Source organism: Burkholderia oklahomensis C6786, assembly GCF_000959365.1.
Taxonomy (GTDB): domain Bacteria; phylum Pseudomonadota; class Gammaproteobacteria; order Burkholderiales; family Burkholderiaceae; genus Burkholderia; species Burkholderia oklahomensis.
The window spans coordinates 380,276-406,327 of the sequence record NZ_CP009556.1 but is presented as its reverse complement, the minus strand read 5'-3'; the positions used below and the strand labels follow the sequence as shown (position 1 = coordinate 406,327).

Below are 26,052 nucleotides of genomic sequence, written 5' to 3'. Positions count from 1 at the left end.
GTCGAGGCCGCCGCGCCGTGGATGCGCCCGCTGTCATTCGACCCGATTGCGGCGGGCGTCGGCTTGACGTGGGTCAAGCAAGCAGGCGTGCGCTTGCCGCCAGCCCTTACGCGCCGTCTTCGTCGCTCGCCGCCCCCGCGTCGCGCGCCACATCCGCCCGCCGGATCGCGACGCTCTTCAGCTTCGCGCGCCACGCGCCGAACAGCAGCGCGTTGATCTCCTCGAGCGAGTGATGGCCCGCGAGCGTCAGCGTGTTCGCGACCCCTGCGTCGACATACGGCTGCAGCGCCGCGCGCATCGCGAGACGATCGCCCGGCGCGACGTCCGCGTCGGTCGCGAAATAGTCGGGCAGCGCGACGCGCTCGCCGCGCAGCGCCCGGAACAGCCGGTGCGCGTGGTTTTCCGCGCGCATCACCGGCGCGCCGGTCGTGCCGGTGCGCACCGTCCGGTGTTCGATCCACGCGCGCGCCGGCTCGATGCCGGGCGAGCAATTGTCGCCGAACGCGAGGCTCACGCCGACGACGGGCGCGAACGACGTCAGATGGCTGTTGCGCAGCCCGTCGCGCTCGATCGCGTGGCAGACCGCGTGCGGCAGCGGCGGACCCGCATGCAGCGCGTCGAGATGCGCATACCGGTCGCACAGCGGAAACGCGCCGCGCTCGGCGGCGAGTTCGGCCGACGCCGCATACGCGTGATTGCGCAGATCGGACGCGATGTAGCGCGTCATCTCGCGCGCGGCCGGCGAGTCGTAGCGCAGCCGCATCATCGCGAGCATATCGGCGAGCCCCGTCACGCCGACGCCGATCCGCCGCTTCTGATACGACTCGCGCGCGTGCGCGGCGAGCGGCCAGCGCGTGACGTCGAGCGCGTTGTCGAGGAGGCGCACCTCGACGCGCACGGCCGCGTCGAACGCCGCGAAATCGAAACGCGGCTCGCCGCCGGCGCCGAACGGATTGCGCACGAACCGCGACAGGTCGACCGCGCCGAGCATGCAGCTGCCGTACGGCGGCAGCGGCTGCGCGCCGCACGGGCTCGTCGCGTCGATCCGCTCGCGGCCGCGCAGCGGGTTGGCCGCGTCGATCGCGTCGACGAACACGAGGCCGGGCCCTTCGCCGTCGCGCGTCGCGGCGACGATCTCGCGCCACAGATGGCGCGCGGGCACCGTCGCATACGTCCACGCGCCATCGGCCGCGGGTAGCGCGCCGCTCGCGGCATCGTGCGGCGGCGCCGGATGCCGCAGCGTCCACGGCCGATCCTGCTCGATCGCCTGCATGAATGCATCGGTGACGGCCACCGCGAGCTCGAGCGTCTCCCAGCGCGCGTGCCCGCGCTTTGCGGCGACGAACGCGAGCAGATCCGGATGGTCGCAGCGCAGCACCGCGAGTTGCGCGCGGCGGCGTCCGTCGCGCTCGCCGGCCTGCGCGCCGATGCGATCGAACCGGTCGAGCGCCGCGCACACGCCGGGCGATGTCGACTGCTCGGCTTCGGGCCGCGCACTCGCGGGCGGGATCGCCGAGAAGTCGTAGCCGACGTCGCCGCCCATCGCGAGCGTCAGGCGCGCTTCGTCGATCGCGCGGTCGAGGTCGGGATGAAAGCGCGTAAGCGCGGCGGGCGCGCGGATCGGATGGACGAAGCAGCTCGCCATCGTCTGATCCTGCGCGGCGCCCGCGCGCGCCATGATGCGGCCCGCGCCGAGCGCGCCGTTCAGCAGGTTCCGGTAGAAGCGCCGCGCGGCGCCCGAGCGCGTCGCGACGGGCTCCGCGAGCGCGAGCGCGCGCGCGACCCGCGCGCATGCCTGAGCGCGCGATGTCTCGTCCGGCCGCGCGTAGCGGTCGGCGAATACGGCGTCGCAGATCGGTTGGTCGTCCATGTTGCCGATCATGAGGACGAACGAATCGGCGTGGCGAACGGCGCGCGTCCGTTTTTTGATCGTCCGCAAGCGGCGTGCGCGCGAGCCGCGCGCGGCGGCTCAATGCGCGGCGCGGCGCGGGTGTCTCGCGTGCTGCGCTTCGACGCGCGTCCAGAACGCCTCGAGCGCCGGGTAGATCGATTGCCGCCAGCGCGGGCCGAGGAAGAGGTCGTAGTGATCGCAGTCCGGCTCGGTGATCCGTTCGCGCGCGGCGTCGGGCAACGCAGCGCACAATTGCTGCGCGGCATGCGTCTGGCCTGCGCCGGAAATGTCGTCGCGGCCGCCTTCGACCGTGCAGAGCGCGGTGCGCGTGAGCCGCCGCGGCGCGACGCGGCGGCGGCCGACCGACCAGCGGCCGTCCGCGAGCAGGCGCTCGTGGAAGATCACACGGATCGTGTCGAGGAAATAGTGCTCGGTCATGTCGAGCACCGCGCCGTATTCGTTCATCTCGCGCAGGCAGCGCGCGGCGCCGGCGAAGTCGCCCGTCATCCATGCGGCCCAGTAGCGGCTTTCGAGCGCGACGCGCCGCTGCGGATGCGCGACGACGATCGCCGCGTGCTGGACGAAGCCGGGATAGACGCGCCGTCCGGCGCCCGCGTACGGCGGCGGCACGACGTCGATCGCCGCGCGGCGGAACCAGTCGAGGTCGTGTTCGAGCGCGAAGCGGTCGACGAGCGTCGGGTGCGCGCGCGTGTCGATCGGGCCGCCGAGCAGCGCGACGCTCGCGACGTGGACGCCGTGCGCGGCAAGCAGCGCGGCGGCCGCGAGCGCGGGCACCGTCGCCTGGCAGACCGCCATCACGTGCAGCCCGTTCGCATTCGCGCCGGCGATGAAGCGCTCGAGCGTGCGCACGTAGTCGTCGAGGCCGAATGCGCCGGCTTCGGGCGGGACGTCGCGCGCGTTGCGCCAATCGGTCACGTAGACGTCGCGCGTCGCGAGCAGCGTCTCGACGGTCTCGCGCAGCATCACCGCGTGGTGCCCGGCGAGCGGCGTGCACAGAAAGACCGCGGGGCGCGCGGCCGCGTCGCCGTCGAGCCGGCGCGCAAATTTGCGCAACGAGCAGAACGGCGTGTCGTCGACGATGCGCTCGTCGATCGCGACCGCCGCGCCGTCGACCGCGACCGCCGAGATCGCGAACGGCGGCGGCACGGGGACCGCGTCGGCCGCGCGCGTCATCGGGCCCCATGTCGGCCAGCCGGCCGTGCGCGCGCTCGCGTCCGCGCGCTGCGCGGCGCCCGTCCACGGCTGGCACGCCCGGACCAATTCACGTTGCGCTTCAAGCCACGCGTAAAGCATCGAATCTCCTTGCTGGCGTCGCGGAAGCGGGCCGCGCGGCGGCGCGCGCAGGTCGCGAGAGGCGGAGTGCGCGGCGGCCGGCGCACGCGGTCGGCGGTCGGCGGCGGCCGGCGGGCGATCGGCGGGCGCTCCAGGCGCTGAAGCGGGCGCCGCTGCGAAGCCTGCTGTCGACGGAGGCCGTGCGCGATCCGTTTGCCGCGGCGCAACGAATCCGTTATCCATCGTGTATCGGATTGGGACAGAATAGGCCGGCGGACGCCTCATCGCCAGATTAAAAGCCGCGCTCGCGGAGCTTTTGACGATCGTCAAGCAGGCGGCGGATGGCGGCGGTCGATCGTGCGGCGACGGGGGCGGCGTCATGGCGATGGGGGCGCATCCGTCCCGACCGATCGCGGCCGCCGTCGCGGCGCGGCGATGCGGGAGGCTCCGCGGCAACGCCGCGGTTTGGCGGCGTTGCCGCGCCGCAATCGCTCGACGGCGAAGCGCGTCATCCCGCAATCATCCGACGCAAGACGTTGCGGTGGCCCGAGCATGGTGGCATCGTGGCGTGAACGCGCGTTCCGGCGCGACGCCGCGCCTTCGCCGCGGCGCACGCCGATTGACTCAGGTCAACGGCGGCCGACCGGCGCGGCATACGCTACGCGACATTCGGCCGGCGGCCGAGTGGCGTCGTGGCGGATCGCGTGAAAACGGAAACGGATCGCTGTTGTCCGGACTCAGGCGCGATCGCTTGCCGGGCGCGGCGCACGTAGTGCACACGGCGCACACGGCGCAAGCGCCAAGCGAAGCACCACGCATCGCCCCAACGCCACGGCGGCGCGGATCCGAGGCGGCAAACGCAGAAAACGGAGGATGGGATGGCAGCGTTCGACGAGCATCAACTCCAGGTTCTGAGCGGTCTGTTGAACGCGTGCAAGCAGGCGCTGCAGGCGGACGTGCGCACATGCGAGCGGCATCGCGCCGACGAGCCGTACGCGAATCTCGCGGGCCAGGCGCCTGACGAAGGCGACGAGGCGAACGCGGACCTGTTCGTCGACGTCGACCACGCGCTGATCGGCATGAAGCTCGCCGAGCTGCGCGACGTCGACGCCGCGCTGCAGCGGATCGCGCGGCGCAGCTACGGCTTCTGCGCGGACTGCAAGCAGCCGATCGAATACGAGCGACTGCTCGCGCGCCCGACCGCGTCGCGCTGCGCGTCGTGCCAGCACGCGCACGAGCGGCAATTCGCGACGCAGCCGAGGTCGTCGCTGTGAGCGGCGCGGCCCGACCGCGCGCCGCGTTCGCCGTGCGCTTCTCCACGACGGGAGGCGCCGATGCGTGATGCCGACTATCTGCTCGTCGGCGGCGGAATCGCAAGCGTCACCGCCGCGCGGTCGCTGCGCGGCGAGGACGCGTCGGCGAGCATCGCGATCCTGTGCGGCGAACCCGTCCTGCCCTATCAGCGCCCGCCGCTCAGTCAGGAATTCCTGATCGGCACCGAGCAGGCCGCGACCATCACGCTGCACGACGCGGCGTTCTACGCGTCGCAGCGCATCGATGTCGTGCTCGGCGCGCGCGCCGAGCGTCTCGATCCCGCGAAGCGGATCGTGCGCGCGTCGAACGGCGCGGCGTTCCGCTATCGCAAGCTGCTGATCGCGACGGGTGCGACCGCGAAGATGCCCGCGCTGCCCGGCGTCGAGCTCGACGGCGTGCACGTGCTGCACACGATCGCGCAGGCGCAGACGCTGAAGGACGCGGCCGCGCACGCGCGCCGCGCGACGGTGCTGGGCGGCGGCTTTCTCGGCGTCGAGATCGCCGCGACGCTGCAGGCGCTCGGCTTGCAGGTGACGCTCGTCGAGCACGAGCCGCATCTGATGCCGACGCTGCGCGCGCCGGCGCTCGCGAGCCATTTCGACGCGCTGTGCAAGGCGCGCGGCATCGACGTGCTGACGAGCCGTGAAGTGCGCCGCGTGCTCGGCGCGCAGCGCGTCGAGGCGGTCGAGACGAGCGACGGCGAGACGCGGCCGTGCGATCTGTTCGTCGCGGCGGTCGGCGTGACGCCGAACTGCGGCTGGCTCGAAGGCAGCGGCCTCGCGCTCGGCGACGGAATCGAAGTCGACGCTTTCCTGCAAACCGCCGATCCGAACGTGTTCGCGGCCGGCGACGTCGCGCATTTCGACGATCCGATCTTCGGCGTGCGGCGGCGGATCGAGCACTGGGACAACGCGGTGCGGCAGGGCAAGATCGCCGCGCGCAACATGCTCGGCCACCGGCTGCCGTATCGCGACGTATCGATTTTCTACGGCAGCGTGTTCGGGCTGTCGTACAACCTGCTCGGCTATCAGGCCGGCGTGACCGAGACGATCGAGCGCGGCTCGTTCGACGATCGTTCGTACGCGCTCCTCTATCTCGCCGACGACGTGCTGCGCGCCGCGTTCACGATCGACCGGCCGGCCGTCGAGATCGCCGCGCTGAACGACGCGATCAAGCTGCGCGTGAACGTCGCCGCGCAGAAGGCGAAATTGAGCGATCCGAACTTTCCGCTCGACAAGCTGCCGGTGCAGACGATGCTGATCCTGCAAGGCGGCGGCGCGCTCGGCGCGTTCGAATGCGGCGCGGTCAAGGCGCTCGAGCAGCATGGCGTGCGGCCCGACGTGATCTCGGCGGTGTCGATCGGCGCGTTCAACGGCGCGATCGTCGCGAGCCATCCGAAGGGCGCGGCCAAGGCGCTCGAGGCGTTCTGGCGCGACCTGTCGATCGCGCTGCCGTCGCTGTACGGCTCGCCGTGGCACCAGGCGTGGCTGTCCGCGTACGTGCTGTCGTTCGGGGTGCCGAGTTTCCTGAAGCCGCAATGGTCGCGGCTCGGCTTCGGCATCGATCAGCTGCGCGCGAAATGGACGAGCTTCTTCGACGCGACGTCGATCGAGAAGCTCGTCACGCGCTACGTCGATTTCGATTCGCTCGGCACGAGCCCGACGCGCTTGCTGATCAGCGCGGTCGACGTCGAGACGGGCGAGCCGCGCATCTTCGACAGCTACGTCGATCGCCTGAGCCCCGCGCATCTGCTCGCGAGCGGCAGCCTGCCGCCCGGGATGCCGTGGACCGTCGTCGACGGCCGGCCGTACTGGGACGGCGGCGTCATCAGCAATTCGCCGCTCGATCTCGTGATCGAGCGCTGCGGACAGATCGGCGGACGCGTGTTCATCATCGATCTGTTCTCGGGCACGAAGACGCTGCCGACGAATCTTGTCGAAGTGATGCTGCGACGCGAGGAAATCACGTACATGGACCGCGTGCGCAACGATCTGCGCTTCGAGGAATACGCGAGCGACTTCGGCGATCTCGTCGACGGCATCCTCGCGCACGTCGACGAGCAGACCGCGAACGAGATCCGCCAGCAGCCGCTGTACATCCGGCTGATGGGCAACCGCGCGGCGCTCGACATCGCACGGATCACGCTGAATCGCGACGGGCAGCTGTCGTTCATCGAGGACTACGATTTTTCGTCGGACGCGATCGCGCAGCTGCAGAAGCAGGGCTACGACGCGGCGCTCGTCGCGCTCGCGAACGGCCGCGCGAATCGCCGGCGCAAGCATCGCGGCGCGTGACGCGGGCCGCGCGCCGCGCGCCGCGCCGGATCGTGTCATGTTGCGTGACGCCGGTGCGTCGCGTCCGACGTGACGCCGCGCGCCGAGCTTGCCGCGCGCGCCGCACTCACGCGGCGAGCGCTTCCCCGATGCTGTCCCAGCGCTGCGCGCTCGCGGCGGGCACGTGGCTCATCGCGTGCTCGGCGAGCGCGGCGATCGTGAGACTCGGGTTGACGCCGAGATTCGCGCCGAGCATCGAGCCGTCGCAGATGTACATGTTGCGATAGCCGAACACGCGGCTGCGGCCGTCGCACACGCCGTCGCGCCGGCTGCGCGCCATCGCCGCGCCGCCCATGCAGTGCGCGGTCATCGGCACGTTCAGCAGGATTTCCGTCAGCGACGTCATCGGCACGCCGCCGAACGCGCGCGCCGCCTTCTGCGCGAAGTCGTTCGCGGCCGGGATGTACGCGGGGATCTTGTCGCCGGCCGTCGCGAGCTGCTTCGAGAACGGCCAGAACCAGCGGCGCTTCAGACGCATCGTCAGGTGTCCTTCGATCGTCTGCATGCAGAGGAAGATCATCGTTTCGCGCGCGAAGCCGCGCGGATCGATCATCCGCATCGCGGTCAGCGGCCGCGTCACCAGCAGCTTCGCGAGTGCGCCGAGCCACATGAGCGGACGCAGCCCCGCGGGCGCGCCGCGCGTGAGCACGGTCGTCAGCAGTCCCATCGTGTCGGAGCCCGAAGGATAGCGCGTCGCTTCGATGTGCGTGTGCTCGTCGATGTAGATGCCCGAGCCGATCGCGACGCCTTTCGACAGATCGACGGTCGATTTCGGGAAGCGGACGCCGATCAGCGATTCGGCGTTCGTGCGCACGCGCTCGCCTAGCGCGCCCGACAGATGCGGCAGCGAGCGCTTCTCCTTCAGGCGCATCAGCAGATCCTGCGTGCCGAGCGACGAGGCGGCGAACACGACGCCGCGGCACGTGACGCGGCTTTTCGCGCGGCGCGCGCCGGCCGCGAGCGATACCGCCTCGACCGCGTAGCCTGCCGCGCCGTCGGCGCGCGCGTCGAGCGGGCGCACGTCGACGACCTTCGTCTCCGCGCGCACCTGCGCGCCGCGGCGCTCGGCAAGATACAGATAATTGCGGTCGAGCGTGTTCTTCGCGCCGTGGCGGCAGCCGACCATGCAGCCGCCGCAGCCGATGCACGACGTGCGCTCCGGGCCTTCGCCGCCGAAGTACGGATCGGCGTAGCGCGTGCCGGGTGCGTCGGCGTCGTCGCCGAAGAACACGCCGACGTCCGTCGGATAAAAGCTCTTCTCGACGCCGATCAGCTTCGCCATTTCCTTCAGCCGGAAATCGGCCGCGTCCATTCGCCGGTTCGTGACGACGCCGAGCATCCGCTTCGCGGTCGCGTAGTGCTCGGGCATCACGCGTTCCCAATCCGCGAGGCCCGCCCAGCTCCCTTCGCGCCACACCTTGTCGGGCGGCACGAGCAGCGTGTTCGCGTAGGTGATCGACCCGCCGCCGACCGCATTGCCGTGCAGCACGACGACGTGCTTGAAGAAGCGCATGCCGAAGAAGCCGCGCAACCCGAGCGCGGGACGCCATTGCCAGCGCGACAGGTTCCACGTGGTCTTGGGCAGGCTGTCGGGCGTCCAGCGCCGGCCCTGCTCGATCACGAGCACGCGATAGCCTTTCTCGGACAGACGCAGCGCCGACACGCTGCCGCCGAAGCCGGAGCCGACCACGACGTAGTCGTAATCGTAGGACTGCTGTTTCATTCGGTTTACCTTGTTTGATTGTTCGAACCGGCTGACGCGCGCGGCTGCGCGCGAGCGGTTCGTCTCCCTGTTTTCGCAGTCGCGCGATTCGGCGACAATGCGCGGCCGTATCGCGTGTGCACGTGCATGGTATGCATGCGAAGCGCGCGCATCGTCGTCCGGCGATGTCCGTCAGCCGCGCGAACTGTCTAGTGTCGAGCGCTTGCCGTCGAGCATCAATTCGAAACACGACGCGTGCGTTATCGCGTTGAATTCGAATTCGTTTACGCGGAGATTCAAACAAGCAGAATCGAAGCGGTCCGCTCGCGCACTTGCAAGCCGGGTTGCATGGATCTGACTTTCGTGTACGACGCAGAATCCGCCACCACCAGACAAACGACGACGAACGCCATGCCCATATCAAGGAAAATGCTTTGCGCTGCTTACGGCCTGATCGCGCTCGTCGCGCTGATCGGCACCTGGGGCAACAATCTTCAATATTTGCCGCTCGGCGCGGCGAACGCCGGCCCGCGCTTCCTGCTCGACACGCTCGCGAATCCCGCGAGCCGATCGATCACGGTCGACCTCGTGCTGCTCGGCGCGGCGCTGTTCCTGTGGCTCGTGCTCGAAGCGCGGCGCCTCGCGATGCGCGGCGCATGGATCTACATCGTGCTGAGCATCGCGGTTGCGATCAGCGTCGTGTTTCCGCTGTTCCTGATCCATCGGGAACGCGCGCTCGCAGCCGCGAACCGGCCCGTGCAGGAGACGCGCAGTCTGCGCGCGGGCGACGTCGCGGGCTTCGTGTCGATCGCGCTGTTCGCGATCGGCTACGGCGTCGTCGCGTTGCGGCGCGTGTAGCGCAAACGTCGGCGCGCGCCTTACGCAGGCACGTCTGCGGCCGCCGCCATGATCGCAAGATGAGTGTGCGCGATCTGCTCGCGCAGCCAGCGAAGGCCGGGCTGTGCATCCTGTTGCCGATGCCAGATGAGGCTCACCTGTATCGGCGGAATGTCGATCGGCAGCGGTGCGATCTGCAGCGCATAGACGTCGGCGAATCTGTCCGCGAGCCGCCGCGGGATCGTGCCGAGCAAGTCCGATTTCGCGACGAGCGCGGGAATCGTCAGATAGTGCGGCACCTGCAGATGCACGACGCGGCGCACGCGCGCGGAGCCGAGCACGATCTCGAGCGGCGAGCCGCGCCGGTCGCGCGGCTGGATCGACACGTGGCCGCTCTCTTCATAGCCGCGCAGCGCGAGCCCATTCGCGAACGCCGGATGGCCGGCGCGCCCGATGACGACGAGCTGCTCCTCGTGCAGCGGCTCGTAGCAGAGCTCGGGATTGTCGAAATGCAGATAGTCGATCGCGAGATCGAGCGTGCCCGTCGTCAGTTGCGCGGGGATCGATCCCGCGTCGTCGCTCTGCACCGACAGCATCACGTTCGGCGCGCGCGCCTTGATGTGCGCGATCAGATCGGGCAGCAGCACGGTCTGGCCGTAGTCGTTCATCGACAGCCGGAACAGATGATGCGTGTCGGGCTCGAAATCGGCCTGCGGTCCGAGCCCGATCTGCAGCAGGTACAGCGCTTGACGCACCGGCTCGTACAGCGCGCGTGCCTGCGCGGTCGGCGTCATCCCGCGCGCGGTGCGCGTGAACAGCGACTCGCCGAGCTGCTGGCGCAGCCGCGTCAGCGCATTGCTGACGGCCGGCTGGCTCATGTGCAGCCGCACCGCGGCGCGCGACAGGTTCTGCTCCTGCATCAGCGCGTCGAAGACGAGCAGCAGGTTCAAGTCCAGCTGTCGCAGGTTCTGGATCATTCGGCGACGCTCCGGAGTGTGCGCGCGCCGGGGACGGGACGCTCGCCGGACGTGCGGCGGCGCGGGCACATCGTGCGCCGCCGCATCAGCGCGTGCGGCTTTCGTTCGCAATCGAATGCATCGTTCGACATATCGGCGCGGCGCATGATCGAAATCAGATCGATGAATAAATCAAATCACGATTCTCCATTGGAGAAATCGTCGAGGCTATTCTAATCTGCCGTCGAGCCGGCGCGCTTCGGACGCGCCGCGCATGCCGGACGACAGGAGGCCGCGATGACCCAGGACGTGAATGCGTTCCGCGCGCATTACCGCGCGAACGTTCACCCGCGCTACAACGCATGGCTGCACGGCGGTTTCGTGCTCGCATACGGGATGGCGGCGATCGCGTTCTTTCTGAAGAACGTCGCACACGTGAGCGCGTTTCAATGGGCGGCGGTGCCGTTCACGTTCCTGCTGTTCAACTGGCTCGAATTCTCGGTTCATCGACACGTCGGTCATTTCAAGCGCCGCTTCGGCGCGATGTTCTATCGGCGTCACACGGGCGATCACCACAGCTTCTTTGCGAGCGAGCGGATGACGTATCGCGACGCGCGCGACTGGCGCGTGATCCTGTTTCCGGCCTGGCTGATCGTCGTGTTCAGCGTCGGCCTGTTCGCCGCGCATGCGGCGTTGAGCCGCTTCGATGCGAACGTCGCGGGTCTGTTCGCGAGCACGATGCTCGGCGGCTACCTGCTCTACGAGTTGCTTCACGCGTGCGAGCACCTGCCCGATACGCATCCGCTCGCGAACTGGCCGTGGATCAGGCAGATGCGCACGCTGCACCGGATTCACCATTGCAACGAGCTGATGCGGACATGCAACTTCGATGTCATCCTGCCGCTGATGGACTGGCTGCACGGCACGCTGCGCTGGAGCGCGGAACCCGGCGCCGAATTCTCGACGCGCATGCGGCACGAGATCGACATCGCACGCCGCCCCGCCGACGTGCTCGCCTATGCGAGCACCGCGGCGTGCTGGCCGGAATGGCATCCGTCGTCGCTGCGCATCGACGGCCCGGCGGGCCCGCTCGCGGCCGGCGGCCGCTTCGAAGAGGACGTGCGCGCGGCGGGGCGCGTCGACCATCTGCGCTGGGACGTCGTGCGCGGCGAGGCCGGTGCGATCTGGCAGGCGCGCGCCGTCAACGCGAAAGGCAATCTTCGCATTCTGCTGACCTATGAATGCCGCGACGGCGCGCAGCGCGCGCGCTTCATTCGCACGCTGCAATATCACTCGCCGAATCCGCTGCTGCGGCTTGCGAACGCGCTCGTGATGCGCAAGCGCGTCGAACGCGAGTCCGCGCACTCGCTGACGCTCCTGAAGCGGCGGCTCGAAGACGTGTGCGACGCACGACGTTGAGCGCGCCGCATCCGTTCGTCCTCGGATTTTCATCGGCACGCCGCGCCTAGGCACGCACGCTGCCGTGCGCGTCGTGCGAGCCGAATGCGCCCCGCACGCTGACGCCCGCCGCGCGATCACGCCCAGGACCGCCGCCTCAGCACCTTCCCGATCCCTCGGCGAATGCCGCCCTCGAGCACATGCCGGACGATCGGCGCGACGAACGGCACCTTGCCTTCGAACGTGATCACGTAATGAAAATATGTGCGGCGCTCGTCGATCGGATGAAAGCGCATCACGCCGAGATGGTCGCGCAGCGGGCTGCCGCGCGTGATCCGGTATTCGATCAGTTCGTTTTCCTGATAGGCGGTCACCGTCTCGACGAACGACGGCGCGCCGGGCACGCGCATCTCGCGCGCGGAGCCGACGCCGTTGCGCGCCGGCTCGCCGTCGCTGATCCGGCGGATCTTGGCGGGCGAGAAGATCGACGCGAGATTCTCGTGCTCGCTGAAGAAGCGGAAGATCTGTTGAACCGGGGCGTCGAACTCTGCGGCGATTTCTATGCGTTGCTGTTTCATGTGGATGTCGCGTGTCGAGGGTTGAGGGGCGGCCGGCAGGCGGTCGTGCTGCGCAACGTTCTGACGGGCGTCGGTCGATGTTGCGGCGCACCACGGCTGCCGGTCTCGTCGCGCACGTGATGACGATGACATTGATCAATGGCAACGTCAATCGGGGCGATTGCGTGTGTCGGCGCGGGGTTGTATCGCGGGTGCGGTGCGCGTGCGTCCGCGCGGCCTTGGAAGCCCGCGCATGCGAATGTCCCGGCGTGAGAAATCGAAGCCGGAGCCGCATGCGCGCGGCGAATCGCATCGGCTGCGGTGCCGACGCGGCGTTCAGGCAGCGCCGCCGAGTCGTCCGGCCCGGACCCACCGGCCGAACGCGAACGCGAGCGGGCCGGCGTGCAGATACGCGGCGAACAGCCAGTACGGCACGCGTGCGACTTGCTGCAGCTTGTAGTCGAACAGGCCGAGCCACGACACGAGTCCTTCGGTCAGCGGCCCGGCCGCGGCGACGACGACGGACAGCACGGCGATCCGCGTGCGATAGTCGGTCGTGGCGGCGATTCGCGCGATCCACAGCGCGACGAGCGCGATCGACAGCATGAACGGATGCGTATTGCCGAACAGCCCGGTCGCCCCGTAAACGAGGTGCGTGACGGCGACCAGCGACACGAGCCTCGACAGCGGCGGCGGCGTCGTGCCGCTCGTGAACGGATGCGCCGCGGCGAGGATCGCGGCGCTGCCGGCGACGAAGATCGGCCACACGATCAGCGATTGACCGTCGAGCCGCGGCGCCCAGTTGTACCAGAGGATGCCGTTGCGCACGTGATAGAAGTGATCGCCGACGCTGAAGATCCCGAGGCCCGCGATCAACGCGCCGATGACGATGCGCTGCGCGACCGATGATTGCGCGGCCGGTTGCCGAATGACTGAAGTGTCCATGCTTTTTTCTCCCTGTTGATGAAGCTGTAACGCCGCCGTCGATGCCGCCCGGCGTGCGATCCGGTTCGAATGCGCACGCGCGAGCGCGAGCGCAAGCGCGGCGCGGCCGATGCGAGATGGCGCATCAGCCGCACGGCGCCTCGCAGTCGACGTATTCGATGTACCCGCGCCCGCTGTGCACGCGGCCTTTGACGACGCCTTCGAAGCGATAGCTGGCGACGTAGCCGCGCCCGTGGCCGAAGCGCCACGGGCTGTCGATCGTGCCGCGCAGATCGAGCCACGGCCGGCCGGCGTCGTCGCGCGCGGTCCACGACAGACGATGCGGCAGCCGCATGCGCCTGCCGTCCGGCGACGTTGCGAGTTCCCGCCGATGCTCGTCGACGACGAACGCGACGCCGCGCTCGTGAATCTCGGCCGTGCCGTCGAGCGCGCGCAGGTGGATGCCCTTGAACGCCTTTTCGCCGAGCACGCGGACTTCGGTCAATAGCAGCTGGACGCCGTCGTCGAGATTGACGATCTGGTACGTGAAGAAATCGAGCGGCAGCTTCCAGCGCTCGCTCAGCGGTTGCGCGAACCACGCTTGCGGCGTCGTCATCCGCGCGTATTCGAACGTGCACAGCGTGTCGATCGGCGTCGTGCGGCCGCCGTGGCGGATCGCGCCCGAGCACGTCGCGAGCAGGCTCAGATGGTCGTACGCGACGTTGCGGACGAACCACGAGACGATGTCGGTGCAGTCGATCGCGACGTCGACGCCGAAGTGCGCATAGTCGGCTTTCACCGTGTAGCGCGGGTATGCGCCCGCGATCGCGAGGTCGTCGCCGAACGCGACGACCGTGTCCGCGCGCCGCACGACGCATTCGCGGTCGATCGAATACGCGCGATAGTGATGCGCGTCGTCTGCCGCCGTCGACGACAGGACCGTCGCGACATCGCGCGGATCGCCGTCGGCCAGGTAGTCGTTGTCGAACGCGACGCTGCCCGTCGCGCCGAGCAGCGTCATCACGTTGCAGTACCGGTGCGGCTCCGGCAGGTTCGGAAAGAAGACGCCGTAATGCGTGAGCCCGTAGCGCTTCTCGCGCACGTGCGGCACGAGCATGTCCGGCGCGCCGAACGGCCGCGTCGACGCGTCGGCCGCGCGATCGATTCTCGGCAGCAGCGCGGAGACGACGATGCGCGCGAGCGCCGACATGAGCCGGCTGGTGCGTGCGGAGGAGGACGGAGCGTTTCCTGGGGCGATGACTGAGTTCATGGCGAGAGCGAGGTCGAGATCGGGGGGGCGGGAGCGGTGAAGCCGCAGTGATTCGGGATGCGAACGATATCGCGCGCTTGAGCGGGTCTCCGTGTCGTTGATGAATTGGAATCGCGTTGCCGCGCCGCGCGCTCGATCGATGCGCGACGTGCGAAGCGGCGCGTGCACGATCGATATTTACATCGATTGATGTAACGTTCTGGGGGAGTCTAGGACGAAACGCGAAACTGCGGAAATTGATAATGGTGATAAGCCATATTCGAGTCGCGATGCGTCATCGCCGGTCGGGCGCGCGCGAATAACTCGTGACGCGAGTGGGGAGATCGCGAGTGCGAACCGTCGATTGCCGATGCGCGAATGCGCGGCGGCGTCGAACGCGTTTTCGAGCCGGCCGTGCTTGCGCGTCGCACAAAAGAAAACCGTGCGAGCGCGCCGGCGGCATGTGCGGCGCGACACAGCGCGATATCGCATTCGCAGCATGCGATTGCCGCGATCGACGCCATGCGAACGAGCGTGCCGAAAGGTGTCATAACATTCCGCCGTCCGTTTGAAAATCGGGGCGACTCCGAGTCCGAAGAGGCTTTCACCACGCGCGATAACTTTGTTACGCTCTGCGGCGAAGCGTGCGACAAAATCAAACGTGGAGACGATTGAATGAGCCAGTACGGGCCATTGCGATTGCATGTGCCGGAGCCTACCGGGCGTCCGGGATGCAAGACCGATTTTTCCTATTTGCACCTGTCGCCACCCGGCAAGGTGCGCAAACCCCCTATCGACGTCGCCCCCGCCGACACGAGCGACTTGGCCTATGGCCTCGTCCGCGTGCTCGACGACGACGGACGAGCCGTCGGGCCATGGGCGCCCGATCTCGATCCCGACATCCTGCGCAAAGGCATCCGCGCGATGCTGAAGACGCGCATCTTCGACGCGCGCATGCAGATCGCGCAGCGCCAGAAGAAGATCTCGTTCTACATGCAATGCCTCGGCGAGGAAGCGATCGCGGTCGCGCACACGCTCGCGCTCGAGCGCGGCGACATGTGCTTTCCGACCTACCGTCAGCAAGGCATCCTGATGGTGCGCGACTATCCGCTCGTCGACATGATGTGCCAGCTGATGTCGAACGAGCGCGATCCGCTGAAGGGCCGCCAGCTGCCGGTGATGTACTCGACGCGCGAAGCCGGCTTCTTCTCGATCTCGGGCAATCTCGCGACGCAGTTCATCCAGGCAGTCGGCTGGGCGATGGCGTCGGCGATCAAGGGCGACACGCGGATCGCGTCCGCGTGGATCGGCGACGGCGCGACGGCCGAAGCCGACTTCCACACCGCGCTCACGTTCGCGCACGTGTACCGCGCGCCCGTGATCCTCAACGTCGTCAACAACCAGTGGGCGATCTCGACGTTCCAGGCGATCGCGGGCGGCGAAGGCGCGACGTTCGCGGGACGCGGCGTCGGCTGCGGGATCGCTTCGCTGCGCGTCGACGGCAACGACTTCCTCGCGGTGTACGCCGCGTCCCGCTGGGCGGCCGAGCGCGCGCGCCGCAACCTCGGGCCGACGCTGATCGAGTGGGTCACGTATCGCGGGGGCCCGCACTCGACGTCCGACGATCCTTCCAAATACCGCCCCGGCGACGACTGGACGTACTTCCCGCTCGGCGATCCGCTCGATCGCCTGAAGCGCCACATGATCGGCATCGGCGTGTGGTCCGAGCAGGCGCACGAAGACACGAAGGCCGCGTTCGAAGCGGACGTGCTCGCCGCGCAGAAGGAAGCGGAGCGCTACGGCACGCTCGCCGACGAGCACGTGCCGAACGTCGCGAGCATTTTCGAGGACGTCTACAAGGAGATGCCGGAGCACTTGCGCCGGCAGCGCCAACAGCTCGGGGTTTGAAGCGATGACGACAGCAAGCAAAGAAGGTCCGGCGGCTTCGCCGATGACCATGATCCAGGCTTTGCGCTCGGCGATGGACGTGATGCTAGAGCGCGACGGCAACGTGGTGGTGTTCGGACAGGACGTCGGCTATTTCGGCGGCGTGTTCCGCTGCACCGAGGGCCTGCAGACGAAGTACGGCACGTCGCGCGTGTTCGACGCGCCGATCAACGAAGGCGGGATCGTCGGCGCGGCGGTCGGGATGGGCGCGTACGGGCTGCGGCCCGTCTGCGAGATCCAGTTCGCCGACTATTTCTACCCGGCGTCCGACCAGATCGTGTCGGAGGCCGCGCGGCTGCGCTACCGGTCGGCGGCCGAGTTCATCGCGCCGCTGACGATCCGCATGCCGTGCGGCGGCGGGATCTACGGCGGCCAGACGCACAGCCAGAGCCCCGAGGCGATGTTCACGCAGGTGTGCGGGCTGCGCACCGTGATGCCGTCGAATCCGTACGACGCGAAGGGCCTCTTGATCGCGGCGATCGAGAACGACGATCCGGTGATCTTCCTCGAGCCGAAGCGGCTCTACAACGGCCCGTTCGACGGCCATCACGAACGTCCGGTGACGCCGTGGAGCAAGCATCCGGCGAGCCTCGTGCCCGACGGCTATTACACGGTGCCGCTCGAATCGGCGGCGATCGTGCGTTCGGGCAGCGACGTGACGGTGCTGACCTACGGGACGACCGTGCACGTGTCGATCGCGGCCGCAGACGAGACCGGCATCGACGCCGAAGTGATCGACCTGCGCAGCCTGTGGCCGCTCGATCTCGACGCGATCGTCGAATCGGTGCGCAAGACGGGGCGCTGCGTCGTCGTGCACGAAGCGACGCGCACCTGCGGCTTCGGCGCGGAGCTGATCTCGCTCGTGCAGGAGCATTGCTTCCATTGGCTCGAAGCGCCCGTCGAGCGCGTGACGGGCTGGGACACGCCTTATCCGCATGCGCAGGAATGGGCGTATTTCCCGGGCCCGAACCGGGTCGGCGACGCGCTGCGGCGCGTGATGGAGAATTGACATGGGCATCCACGTCATCAAGATGCCGGATATCGGCGAAGGCATCGCGGAAGTCGAGCTCGGGCTGTGGCACGTGAAGATCGGCGATCGCGTGAAGGAAGACCAGGCGATCGCCGACGTGATGACCGACAAGGCGTCGGTCGAGATTCCGTCGCCCGTCACGGGCGTCGTCGTCGCGCTCGGCGGCAAGGAAGGCGACGTGCTCGCGGTCGGCAGCGAGCTCGTGCGGCTCGAGATCGAAGGCGAGGGCAATCACAAGGGCGATGCGGCGAACGGCGTCGCGCGCGGCGAAACGGCCGCCGCGCAGGCGGTGCGCGCCGCCGAAGCCGCACACGTGCATGCGAATGTCGGTGCGCAGGCGTCGCGCGGCGAGCGCGACGTCGACGACGTGCGCGCGGCGTCGCGCGACACGTCGCATGCGAGCGACGATCGCGCGGCGCGCGTCGGATACGACGCGTCGAGCGGCGCGTCGCGCGGCGCGTCGCGCGACACGTCGAGCAGCGCATCGTCGGCGACGACCGACGCCGACGCGCGATCCGCCGCCCGCGAGCCAGCAGCGCCGCCGCCCGTGCGCCGGCCGGGCGAGCGTCCGCTCGCGTCGCCCGCGGTGCGCAAGCGCGCGTGGGATCTCGGCATCGAGCTGCGCTACGTGCACGGCACGGGCGAAGCGGGCCGCATCCTGCACGAGGATCTCGATGCGTATCTGCAAGGCCGCGGCGTCGCCGCGCCGGGCGCGCGCGGCGGCCACGCGGCGTACGTCGAGCGGCACGACGAGGAAGCGGTGCCCGTGATCGGTCTGCGCCGCAAGATCGCGCAGCGGATGCAGGACGCGAAGCGCCGCATTCCGCATTTCAGCTACGTCGAGGAGATCGACGTCACCGAGCTCGAAGCGCTGCGCGCCGAGCTGAACCGCAAGTACGGCGAAGCGCGCGGCCGTCTGACGATGCTGCCGTTCCTCGCGCGCGCGATGGTGATCGCGCTGCGCGATTTCCCGCAGATCAACGCGCGCTACGACGACGAAGCCGGCGTCGTCACGCGTCACGGCGCGGTGCATCTCGGCATCGCGACGCAGAGCAAGGCGGGCTTGATGGTGCCCGTCGTGCGTCACGCGGAGGCGCGCGATCCGTGGGCGATCGCGGCCGAGATCGCGCGGCTCGCGGACGCGGTGCGCAACGGCCGCGCGGAGCGCGACGAGCTGTCGGGCTCGACGATCACGATCACGAGCCTGGGCGCGCTGGGCGGGATCGCCTCGACGCCCGTCATCAATTCGCCCGAAGTCGGCATCGTCGGCGTGAACCGGATCGTCGAGCGGCCGATGTTCCGCAACGGCGCGGTCGTCGCGCGCAAGCTGATGAACCTGTCGTCGTCGTTCGACCATCGCGTGATCGACGGCATGGACGCGGCCGAATTCATCCAGGCCGTGCGCGCGCTGCTCGAGCAACCCGCCCTTCTTTTCGTGGAATGAGCCGATGAGCGACAACAAGACAACGACCCTGCTCGTGATCGGCGGCGGGCCGGGCGGCTACGTCGCCGCGATTCGCGCGGGGCAGCTCGGCGTGCGCACGATTCTCGTCGAGCGCGACAAGCCGGGCGGCACGTGCCTGAACATCGGCTGCATCCCGTCGAAGGCGCTGATCCACGCGGCGGGCGAATTCGACAAGGTGCGCGGCTTCGCCGGCGATTCGCCGCTCGGCATTCGCACGGAGGCGCCCGCGATCGACATCGCGCGCACCGTCGCGTGGAAGGACGGCATCGTCAGAAAGCTGACGGGCGGCGTCGGCGCGCTGTTGAAGAAGAACGGCGTCGAGGTCGTGCACGGCGATGCGCGGATCGTCGACGGCAAGACCGTCGACGTCGACACGGGCGACGGCGCGCGCGTGCGGATCCAGTGCGAGCACCTGCTGCTCGCGGCGGGCTCCGAGCCCGTCGAGCTGCCGGCGATGCCGTTCGGCGGCAGCGTGATCTCGTCGACCGGCGCACTGTCGCCGCGCACGCTGCCGAAGCGGCTCGTCGTCGTCGGGGCCGGCTACATCGGCCTCGAGCTCGGGATCGCGTACCGGAAGCTCGGCGTCGACGTGACCGTCGTCGAGGCGCGCGAGCGCATCCTGCCGATCTACGACGCCGAGCTGACGAAGCCCGTCGCGGCGTCGCTGAAGCGCCTCGGCGTGCGCGTGCATCCCGGCCACAAGGTGCTCGGGCTGAACGCGCGCGGCGACGCGGTGCGCGTGCAGGACGACGCGCACAAGGAAACCGAGCTCGCCGCCGACCAGGTGCTCGTGACGGTCGGCCGCCGTCCGCGCACGCAAGGCTGGGGGCTCGAGACGCTGCAGCTCGACCGCGCGGGCGCCGCGCTGAAGATCGACGACATGTGCCGCACGTCGATGCGCAACGTGTGGGCGATCGGCGACCTGACGGGCGAGCCGATGCTCGCGCATCGCGCGATGGCGCAAGGCGAGGTGGTCGCGGAGCTGGTCGCCGGCAAGCGGCGCCGTTTCACGCCGGCCGCGATCCCGGCGATCTGCTTCACCGATCCCGAGGTCGTGTCGGTCGGGCTCGCGCCCGACGAGGCCGAACGCGAGCTCGGCGACTGCCTGAGCGCATCGTTCCCGTTCGCCGCGAACGGCCGCGCGCTGACGCTCGAGGGCGCGGACGGCTTCGTGCGCGTCGTCGCGCGCCGCGACGATCACCTGATCGTCGGCTGGCAGGCGGTCGGCGTCGGCGTGTCCGAGCTCGCCGCCGCGTTCTCGCAATCGATCGAAATGGGCGCGCGCCTCGAGGACGTCGGTGGTACGATTCACGCGCACCCGACACTCGGAGAAGCGGTGATGGAAGCCGCGCTGCGCGCGCTCGGCCAAGCGCTGCACATCTGAAGCACGCATTCGCGATCGCGCGCGACGTGCGATCGCATTCGACATCAACGACGCCGGGACGCGTCGCGATCCCGGCCATCAGGCACAGAGGCGAGCGAGGGCGAATGGCGATCTTCAACATCCACTACGACGAAAACTAAGCGGTACGGCGACGTGCCGGACGCGTTCGCGCGTCGCGGGCTGCGCCGGCCGACGCGTTTCGTTCGCCATTCCGGCGCGCGCCGCCGGTGCGCGGCGTCGTGCCTCGCACCGGCGGCTTGCCGCTTGAGCGAACGCAGCCTCTGCCGCGCGCTTCGCGCGCGTTTTCGCCTTCGGTGCGCCGTGCCGGCGTACCGGTTCCAGCCCAGTTAACGAGGCCCGCCGGGCACGCCGGCGTTCGACTCGCCCGCGCATCGCGCGGGCGCGCCCCTCCTTTTTCCTTGCTCGACTCCGCTTGACGACGGCAGCGCCGCTGCCGCGCGACTGATCACCACCGATGGCCGCCGGTGGCCGTGATGCAGGAGCAACTCTTTTTCCCCGACTCCGCACGGCGCGTTCACGTCACCGTTCGCAATTTGACCTGTCGCCGTGAGCTGCCCGGTCGTCGTGCGCTTTTCGGTCGTCGGGCCAAACCGCCATCGCCTTCCCACCCCAACCACTGGATCGGCGTCATGGCTCGACAATCCACCTCCGTTTCTTTCGATCTTTCTTCACCCGACCTCGCGCGGACCCGGCACGGCATGGTCGACGGCAAGCGCATCTCGCTCGGCGTGCAAGGCGACGCGCAGCGCGGCTACGTGCTCGAGCGGCGCTGCAGGAGTCCCGGCGAGCCGGTGTCGACGCAGCGCGTCGGCCTGCGCGATCCGGCGGCCGTCGCGGCGTTCGTCGAGCACGACCCGTATGCGGTGCAGCTCGGGCTCGACTATCGGGCGCTGCTCGACGTGTACGGCGCGCCGGATGCGGCGGGCTGGCAGGATGCGCGACCTGTGCAGGGTGCACGGCATGCGCACGATGCGGACGGCGCGGCCGATGCATCCCGCCCATCCGGGCCCGTTTCCGCCGCGCCGGTCGCGCAGCCGGAGTTCGCGGCCGAATGCGAGCACGACGGCGCGCTGCTCGCGCTGATGCGCCGCGTTTGCGCGTCGTGCGGCGCGACGCAGTGCTTCTATCACTGGTTCGTCGTCGACGAAGAGACGGGCGAGTTCGCGGCTCACGATCTGCTGATCGGCGGCGCGCCCGCATGGGCGCAGCGCTACGTTCACCAGCACTGGTATCTGAACGATCCGGCGGTCGCGCACGCGCGCGACAACACGCAGCCGCTGCGCGGCTCGTCGCTCGCCGCATTGCCGGCCGATCACTGGCTGAACCATTACGCGCAGACGCAAGGGCTCGGCAGCAACGTGTTTTTTCCCGCGCATCGGCGCGACGTCGCGACGTTCGGACTGCTGCACGTCGGCGCGCCGCTGTCCGCGCCGCAGGGCGAGGACGCGCTTTGGCGCAACCGGCGCGTGCTGCGCGGGCTCGCGAACGAGCTGCTCGAATGGCGCGTCGTGCGGCGGCGGCGCGAGCTCGCGCAGGAGCTGTCGCTCGCCGCGCAGGACGTGCTCGCGCTGCGGCTCGTCGCGCGCGGCGGCGGCGCGCGCCACGTGGCCGAGGAGCTGCGGCTCGACGAGCGCGCGGTCTATCAGCTGTTTACCGCGATCAATCGCAAGATGGACAGCAAGCACATCAAGAGCAGCGCGACGAAGGCGAAACAGTTGGGACTGCTCGCCGAGGGCTATATCTCGAAATGAGCGGAATGGCGCCCGTCATATGCCGTAAACAATCTAAGGCATTACGCAGGCGTTTTCCGTTAGCCTGTATCGCACGCATCGGATGCAACACGCGATGCGTCGCCGGACGAACGCCGCGCACGCGCGCGGCGCGCCGTCAGGTTTGCAGCTGTATCCATCGATTCGAGATTCAAGTTGAACGAGTGACGAAGTGCGTTCGACGCGGGCCGAGACCGCGCCGGACGCCGAGAAACAGAAACGAGCAGGTTCGAACGAGAGGCAATCGGACAACGAGGGGCCGGTAGTCGTCGACGAACGATCGCGCGCATCGACGCACGCATGCGCGGCGCATCGTTCGCCCATCTGCCGGCGCGCAATGCCGCCTGAATCACGAAGGGAAGGCGCCCGCGAAGACGCTTCGCAGCGAGGATTCGGTCAGATGGCGACATACATCGAATTGGCACGGCGGTTGCGGCGGATCGTGCGCGGCGCGGGACGGCGCGCGCCGTCGATCGCGATGGCGGGGTCGGATGATGCCGGGCACGCGGTCGACGCCCGCATCGCATCCTCCGGTCCGCTGTATATCGGCAGCGGCTGGTTCCTCATCGGCAGCAGCGCTTCGCGTCCCGGCGCATCCGAATTCGCATTGTTCGACGGCCGCTCGGCATCGACAGCCCGATATCCGAAGGAGGAGACGTAATGGCGAGCCCATGGACCGACCGCGCGTCGCGCGCCGCAATCGACGCGCACGCCGCATTCGAGCCGCCGACGCTCGAGCACGAACGGCGCGCCGCGCGCGCCGAGCCCGTCGCATCGACGCCGGGCGCCCGCGCATCGTCATCGAACGGCGGCGCATCGCCCGCGCCCGATGCGCTCACGCAGCACTTCAAGTCAGCGATGCGCAGGCTGACGTCGACGGTGTCGATCGTCGCGACGCGCGAAGCCACCGCCCGCTTCGGGATGGCGGCGACCGCGGTGAGCGCGGTCAGCACCGAGCCGCCCGCGATCCTCGTGTGCATCAACCGCACGGCGACGCTCCATGTGCCGCTGATGCGCGCGCGCCGCTTCTCGGTGAATCTGCTGCACGAGCGCCAGCTCGAATTGATCGCGCCGTTCAGCGGCAAGCTCGATCACGATGCGCGCTTCGCGCACGGCGAATGGCGCGACGCGTGCGGCGTGCCGGTGCTCGCCGGCGCGCAGGCGACGCTGCTGTGCGACATCGACGGCGATTTCAGCTACGGCAGTCACACGATCGTGATCGGCAGGGTCGATTCGGTGCTGGTCGCGGGGCCCGTCGCGCCGCTGCTGTGGCAGGACGGCGGGCCGTGCGCGGCGCGCGCGCTGACCGCGTGCGTGCACGATGCGCAATGACGCGGCGCCGGCGAGGGAATTCCTGCACAAATGCGAAACGCTCATATAGACTGCAAAGCGAATCATCTGATGGTTCCGTGGCTGCGGCACGGCGCGTCGACACGTGCCGGATCGCTGCGCCGCAAAGTCTTCGATCGCTCCGAGGCTCGCGTGCGGTGCGAGCGCAAGCGAAATCGTCGCGTGCATCCGAGGGCCGGCGACATACCGCTTGCCGCACGGCGCGCTATCGCGTTCGCGAATGCGCGTGCTTGCCCGCGCCGCGTGACCGAGGGTGCGACGCCGTATCGACATAAAACGAATCGCGCCGTCCGCGACGTGCCCGCGCCGCGGGCGGGCGCCATAACAGGAGCGGACATGTTTGCACCCGAAACGCATCGACGCGACGGATCCCCACGTCCATTCAATCCGGCGATGATCGCCGTGCTTGCCGGCGCGCTCATCATGAGCGCCGCGATGGGCGTGCGGCAGACCTTCGGCCTCTTCATCGGGCCGTTCTCGTTCGACCACGGCTTGCCCGTGACGACGATCGCATTCGCGATCGCGCTGCACAATCTCGTCTGGGGCGTCGCGCAGCCGTTCGCCGGCGCGGCGGCCGACCGCTATGGCTCCGGGCCGCTCGTCGCGATCGGCGCGGTCGTGTTCGCGCTCGGCCTCGCGCTCGCGGCCGTCGTGCCGTCCGGCGCGATGCTCGTGCTCGGGATGGGCGTGCTCGTCGGCATCGGGATCAGCTGCACGAGCTTCGGCGTCGTGCTGACCGCGGTCGGCCGCGGCGCGCCGCCCGAGAAGCGCAGCATGGCGATGGGCATCGCGAGCGCGGGCGGCTCGCTCGGCCAGGTGGCGCTCGTGCCGGTCGCGCAGTGGTTCACGTCGCATTCGGGGACGATGGCGTCGCTGCTCGTGCTCGCCGGCTGCATGATCGCGATCGCGCCGCTCGGCGTGCTTCTCGATCGCCATGCGGGCGCGGGCCACGCGAGCGCGCACGAGACGGCGGCCGTCTCGTTGAAGGACGCGCTGTCGCACGCGGCGCGGCATCGCGGCTACTGCCTGCTGACGATCGGTTTCTTCACGTGCGGGTTCCAGCTCGCGTTCATCGCGACCCATCTGCCGAACTACCTTCTGCTCTGCCACATGCCGGTCGGGCTCGGCGCGACGGCGCTCGCGCTGATCGGCCTCTTCAACATGGCGGGAAGCTGGGCGTGCGGCTGGCTCGGCGGCCGCTATCGGCAGCATCACGTGCTCGGCTGGCTGTACCTGATTCGCGGCGCGACGATCGCGGTGTTCTTCCTCGCGCCGAAGACGGATGCGTCGGTCGTCGTTTTCGCGGCGATCATGGGGCTCACGTGGCTCGGCACCGTGCCGCTGACGAGCGGGCTCGTCGCGAAGGTGTTCGGCACGCGGCATCTCGGCACGCTGTTCGGCGTCTGCTTTCTCAGTCATCAGATCGGCTCGTTCCTCGGCTCGTGGCTCGGCGGCTACGTGTTCGACGTGACGGGGTCGTACTCGCTGATCTGGGGCGCGACGGCGCTCGCGGGGCTGTTCGCCGCGCTGCTGCATTTTCCGATCGACGACGCGCCCGCGCATGGCGGCGTGGCCGCGGCGCGGGCGTAGCGCGGTCGGCGGCGTGGAGGCGCGTTCGAGCGCGCGGTGGAGCTTGCGTGGCGCGAGACGGCGGGCCGTCGCGCGATCGATGTGATGAAGCCGCACGCGCCGGTGCGCGGCATGGCGAGTGCGAATGGAGCGAAAGACTCGGCAACCCGACATGACGAACGTTTTGACGACCTTCTCGACGATGAATGCAACGACCGCGCTGCCGCTTGGCGAACGCGATGCGCACGTCTGGTACGCGCGCACGGCCGCGTGCGACACGCCCGCGCTGCGCGAGCGCTATCGCGCGCTGCTGAGCGCAGACGAGCGCGAGCGCCTCGAACGCTTCGCATTCGACCATCTGAAGATCGAGTACCTGGTGACGCGCGCGCTGTGCCGCACGGTGCTGTCCGCGTACGTCGACGACGTCTCGCCCGCGCAATGGCGGTTCCGCGCGAACGCGTACGGCCGGCCGGAGATCGACGCGGGCGATGCGCGGCCGCCGTTGCGCTTCAATCTGTCGAACGCGCGCAGCGTCGTCGCGTGCATCGTCACGCGAACGGCCGATGCGGGGATCGATGTCGAGGAGATCGCGCGCAGCAACGATCTCGACGGCATCGCCGCGTCGCATTTCTCGGCGAGCGAGCGCGCGGCGTTCTTCGCGCTGCCGGCCGAGCAGCGGCGCGAGCGCTTCTTCGAGCTGTGGACGCTGAAGGAGGCGTACATCAAGGCGCGCGGCGTCGGGCTGTCGATCGATCTCGGACAGTTCTCGTTTGCGCTGCCCGCGCGGCCGATCGGCATCGCATTCGATCGGCACGTCGGCGACGACGCGAGCCATTGGCAGTTCACATTGCTCGACGTCGGCGCGCAGCACCGGATGGCGGTCGGGATTCGCGACGCCCGCGCGGCGACGCATCCGTTCGACATCCGCGTGCGCGAGATCGTGCCGGACCCGGCGGCGAGCCTGCGCCGCGCGGACACGATCGACTGAGCGCGCCGGCGCGCTGACCGACAATGAAGGCGACCGCTTCGTGCACAGGGCGGTTTCGTGAATTTGATTAGCATC

The 26,052-nt window shown here is 69.2% G+C and carries 21 protein-coding genes; 14 read left to right on the top strand and 7 right to left on the bottom strand.

Annotation, left to right across the window (positions count from 1 at the left end):
- Positions 1-106: 106 nt before the first annotated feature.
- Positions 107-1,939, bottom strand: a complete 1,833-nt coding sequence (locus tag BG90_RS19915) for a ribonucleotide reductase N-terminal alpha domain-containing protein (protein ID WP_010120952.1) — start codon at positions 1,937-1,939, stop codon at positions 107-109.
- A 30-nt stretch (positions 1,940-1,969) separates the two neighbouring features.
- The gene (gene phaZ, locus BG90_RS19910) at positions 1,970-3,205 is read right to left on the bottom strand and encodes a polyhydroxyalkanoate depolymerase (protein WP_041281825.1); all 1,236 of its coding nucleotides are present in this window, start codon (positions 3,203-3,205) and stop codon (positions 1,970-1,972) included.
- A gap of 857 nt (positions 3,206-4,062) precedes the next feature.
- Here phaZ and BG90_RS19900 point away from each other — a divergent pair.
- Together BG90_RS19900 and BG90_RS19895 are read left to right on the top strand one after the other, a co-directional pair.
- Positions 4,063-4,458, top strand: coding sequence for a TraR/DksA family transcriptional regulator (locus tag BG90_RS19900; RefSeq protein ID WP_010110796.1), 396 nt, complete (start codon positions 4,063-4,065; stop codon positions 4,456-4,458).
- A gap of 60 nt (positions 4,459-4,518) precedes the next feature.
- Complete coding sequence (locus tag BG90_RS19895; protein ID WP_010110795.1) at positions 4,519-6,792, top strand: FAD-dependent oxidoreductase; 2,274 nt, start codon at positions 4,519-4,521, stop codon at positions 6,790-6,792.
- A gap of 106 nt (positions 6,793-6,898) precedes the next feature.
- On the opposite strand, the gene BG90_RS19890 is transcribed toward BG90_RS19895, so the two are convergent.
- Positions 6,899-8,554 (bottom strand): GMC oxidoreductase, encoded by a 1,656-nt coding sequence (locus BG90_RS19890; RefSeq protein WP_010120944.1) that lies wholly within the window; start codon positions 8,552-8,554, stop codon positions 6,899-6,901.
- Between the two features lie 408 nt (positions 8,555-8,962).
- Here BG90_RS19890 and BG90_RS19885 point away from each other — a divergent pair, with 408 nt between their 5' ends.
- A complete protein-coding gene (locus BG90_RS19885) occupies positions 8,963-9,391 on the top strand; it encodes a DUF2834 domain-containing protein (protein WP_010120942.1) in 429 nt (142 codons plus the stop codon).
- A gap of 20 nt (positions 9,392-9,411) precedes the next feature.
- On the opposite strand, the gene bsrA is transcribed toward BG90_RS19885, so the two are convergent.
- Positions 9,412-10,347 carry a LysR family transcriptional regulator BsrA gene (bsrA, locus tag BG90_RS19880; protein ID WP_010120940.1) on the bottom strand — a complete coding sequence of 312 codons (936 nt, stop codon included), beginning with the start codon at positions 10,345-10,347 and terminating at the stop codon, positions 9,412-9,414.
- A gap of 276 nt (positions 10,348-10,623) precedes the next feature.
- Here bsrA and BG90_RS19875 point away from each other — a divergent pair, with 276 nt between their 5' ends.
- Positions 10,624-11,745, top strand: coding sequence for an SRPBCC family protein (locus BG90_RS19875; RefSeq protein WP_010120935.1), 1,122 nt, complete (start codon positions 10,624-10,626; stop codon positions 11,743-11,745).
- A 116-nt stretch (positions 11,746-11,861) separates the two neighbouring features.
- Here the strand turns inward: BG90_RS19875 and BG90_RS19870 are convergent, their stop codons facing one another.
- From BG90_RS19870 to BG90_RS19860, 3 genes are all read right to left on the bottom strand, one after another.
- A complete protein-coding gene (locus BG90_RS19870; protein WP_010110786.1) occupies positions 11,862-12,302 on the bottom strand; it encodes an SRPBCC family protein in 441 nt (146 codons plus the stop codon).
- A gap of 315 nt (positions 12,303-12,617) precedes the next feature.
- Positions 12,618-13,226 carry a DUF2878 family protein gene (locus BG90_RS19865; protein ID WP_010120933.1) on the bottom strand — a complete coding sequence of 203 codons (609 nt, stop codon included), beginning with the start codon at positions 13,224-13,226 and terminating at the stop codon, positions 12,618-12,620.
- A gap of 124 nt (positions 13,227-13,350) precedes the next feature.
- Entirely contained in the window at positions 13,351-14,415 is a 1,065-nt protein-coding gene (locus tag BG90_RS19860) for a DUF6670 family protein (RefSeq protein WP_010120931.1), read from the bottom strand.
- A gap of 417 nt (positions 14,416-14,832) precedes the next feature.
- On the opposite strand from BG90_RS19860, the gene BG90_RS36205 reads away from it, so the two are divergent.
- The 10 genes from BG90_RS36205 to BG90_RS19810 all read left to right on the top strand — a co-directional run bounded on the left by BG90_RS36205 (position 14,833) and on the right by BG90_RS19810 (position 25,977).
- Entirely contained in the window at positions 14,833-15,129 is a 297-nt protein-coding gene (locus BG90_RS36205) for a hypothetical protein (RefSeq protein WP_157135673.1), read from the top strand.
- On the top strand, positions 15,130-16,362 hold the full coding sequence (locus tag BG90_RS19850) for a 3-methyl-2-oxobutanoate dehydrogenase (2-methylpropanoyl-transferring) subunit alpha (RefSeq protein WP_010120927.1): 1,233 nt from the start codon (positions 15,130-15,132) through the stop codon (positions 16,360-16,362). It begins immediately after the preceding gene.
- A 4-nt stretch (positions 16,363-16,366) separates the two neighbouring features.
- The gene (locus BG90_RS19845; RefSeq protein WP_010120925.1) at positions 16,367-17,410 is read left to right on the top strand and encodes an alpha-ketoacid dehydrogenase subunit beta; all 1,044 of its coding nucleotides are present in this window, start codon (positions 16,367-16,369) and stop codon (positions 17,408-17,410) included.
- A 1-nt stretch (position 17,411) separates the two neighbouring features.
- Positions 17,412-18,875 carry a dihydrolipoamide acetyltransferase family protein gene (locus BG90_RS19840; protein ID WP_045568365.1) on the top strand — a complete coding sequence of 488 codons (1,464 nt, stop codon included), beginning with the start codon at positions 17,412-17,414 and terminating at the stop codon, positions 18,873-18,875.
- A 4-nt stretch (positions 18,876-18,879) separates the two neighbouring features.
- Positions 18,880-20,280 carry a dihydrolipoyl dehydrogenase gene (gene lpdA / locus BG90_RS19835; RefSeq protein WP_010110774.1) on the top strand — a complete coding sequence of 467 codons (1,401 nt, stop codon included), beginning with the start codon at positions 18,880-18,882 and terminating at the stop codon, positions 20,278-20,280.
- A gap of 650 nt (positions 20,281-20,930) precedes the next feature.
- Positions 20,931-22,052 (top strand): helix-turn-helix transcriptional regulator, encoded by a 1,122-nt coding sequence (locus tag BG90_RS19830; RefSeq protein WP_010120922.1) that lies wholly within the window; start codon positions 20,931-20,933, stop codon positions 22,050-22,052.
- Between the two features lie 190 nt (positions 22,053-22,242).
- Complete coding sequence (locus tag BG90_RS37420) at positions 22,243-22,731, top strand: hypothetical protein (RefSeq protein WP_235363854.1); 489 nt, start codon at positions 22,243-22,245, stop codon at positions 22,729-22,731.
- A complete protein-coding gene (locus BG90_RS19820) occupies positions 22,731-23,402 on the top strand; it encodes a flavin reductase family protein (RefSeq protein WP_010110770.1) in 672 nt (223 codons plus the stop codon). Before BG90_RS37420 ends, BG90_RS19820 begins: the two co-directional genes overlap by 1 nt.
- Positions 23,403-23,756: 354 nt before the next feature.
- Positions 23,757-25,010 (top strand): MFS transporter, encoded by a 1,254-nt coding sequence (locus tag BG90_RS19815; protein WP_025990412.1) that lies wholly within the window; start codon positions 23,757-23,759, stop codon positions 25,008-25,010.
- 151 nt (positions 25,011-25,161) lie between these two features.
- A complete protein-coding gene (locus tag BG90_RS19810) occupies positions 25,162-25,977 on the top strand; it encodes a 4'-phosphopantetheinyl transferase family protein (protein WP_010120921.1) in 816 nt (271 codons plus the stop codon).
- The last annotated feature ends 75 nt before the right edge of the window (positions 25,978-26,052 follow it).

Bases quoted from the DNA above. Each gene is read 5' to 3' on its own strand.
- phaZ (WP_041281825.1), bottom strand. From the start codon at position 3,205: ATGCTTTACGCGTGGCTTGAAGCGCAACGTGAATTGGTCCGGGCGTGC.
- BG90_RS19900 (WP_010110796.1), top strand. From the start codon at position 4,063: ATGGCAGCGTTCGACGAGCATCAACTCCAGGTTCTGAGCGGTCTGTTG.
- BG90_RS19895 (WP_010110795.1), top strand. From the start codon at position 4,519: ATGCGTGATGCCGACTATCTGCTCGTCGGCGGCGGAATCGCAAGCGTC.
- BG90_RS19890 (WP_010120944.1), bottom strand. From the start codon at position 8,554: ATGAAACAGCAGTCCTACGATTACGACTACGTCGTGGTCGGCTCCGGC.
- BG90_RS19885 (WP_010120942.1), top strand. From the start codon at position 8,963: ATGCTTTGCGCTGCTTACGGCCTGATCGCGCTCGTCGCGCTGATCGGC.
- bsrA (WP_010120940.1), bottom strand. From the start codon at position 10,347: ATGATCCAGAACCTGCGACAGCTGGACTTGAACCTGCTGCTCGTCTTC.
- BG90_RS19875 (WP_010120935.1), top strand. From the start codon at position 10,624: ATGACCCAGGACGTGAATGCGTTCCGCGCGCATTACCGCGCGAACGTT.
- BG90_RS19870 (WP_010110786.1), bottom strand. From the start codon at position 12,302: ATGAAACAGCAACGCATAGAAATCGCCGCAGAGTTCGACGCCCCGGTT.
- BG90_RS19865 (WP_010120933.1), bottom strand. From the start codon at position 13,226: ATGGACACTTCAGTCATTCGGCAACCGGCCGCGCAATCATCGGTCGCG.
- BG90_RS19860 (WP_010120931.1), bottom strand. From the start codon at position 14,415: ATGTCGGCGCTCGCGCGCATCGTCGTCTCCGCGCTGCTGCCGAGAATC.
- BG90_RS36205 (WP_157135673.1), top strand. From the start codon at position 14,833: ATGCGCGGCGGCGTCGAACGCGTTTTCGAGCCGGCCGTGCTTGCGCGT.
- BG90_RS19850 (WP_010120927.1), top strand. From the start codon at position 15,130: ATGAGCCAGTACGGGCCATTGCGATTGCATGTGCCGGAGCCTACCGGG.
- BG90_RS19845 (WP_010120925.1), top strand. From the start codon at position 16,367: ATGACGACAGCAAGCAAAGAAGGTCCGGCGGCTTCGCCGATGACCATG.
- BG90_RS19840 (WP_045568365.1), top strand. From the start codon at position 17,412: ATGGGCATCCACGTCATCAAGATGCCGGATATCGGCGAAGGCATCGCG.
- lpdA (WP_010110774.1), top strand. From the start codon at position 18,880: ATGAGCGACAACAAGACAACGACCCTGCTCGTGATCGGCGGCGGGCCG.
- BG90_RS19830 (WP_010120922.1), top strand. From the start codon at position 20,931: ATGGCTCGACAATCCACCTCCGTTTCTTTCGATCTTTCTTCACCCGAC.
- BG90_RS19820 (WP_010110770.1), top strand. From the start codon at position 22,731: ATGGCGAGCCCATGGACCGACCGCGCGTCGCGCGCCGCAATCGACGCG.
- BG90_RS19815 (WP_025990412.1), top strand. From the start codon at position 23,757: ATGTTTGCACCCGAAACGCATCGACGCGACGGATCCCCACGTCCATTC.
- BG90_RS19810 (WP_010120921.1), top strand. From the start codon at position 25,162: ATGACGAACGTTTTGACGACCTTCTCGACGATGAATGCAACGACCGCG.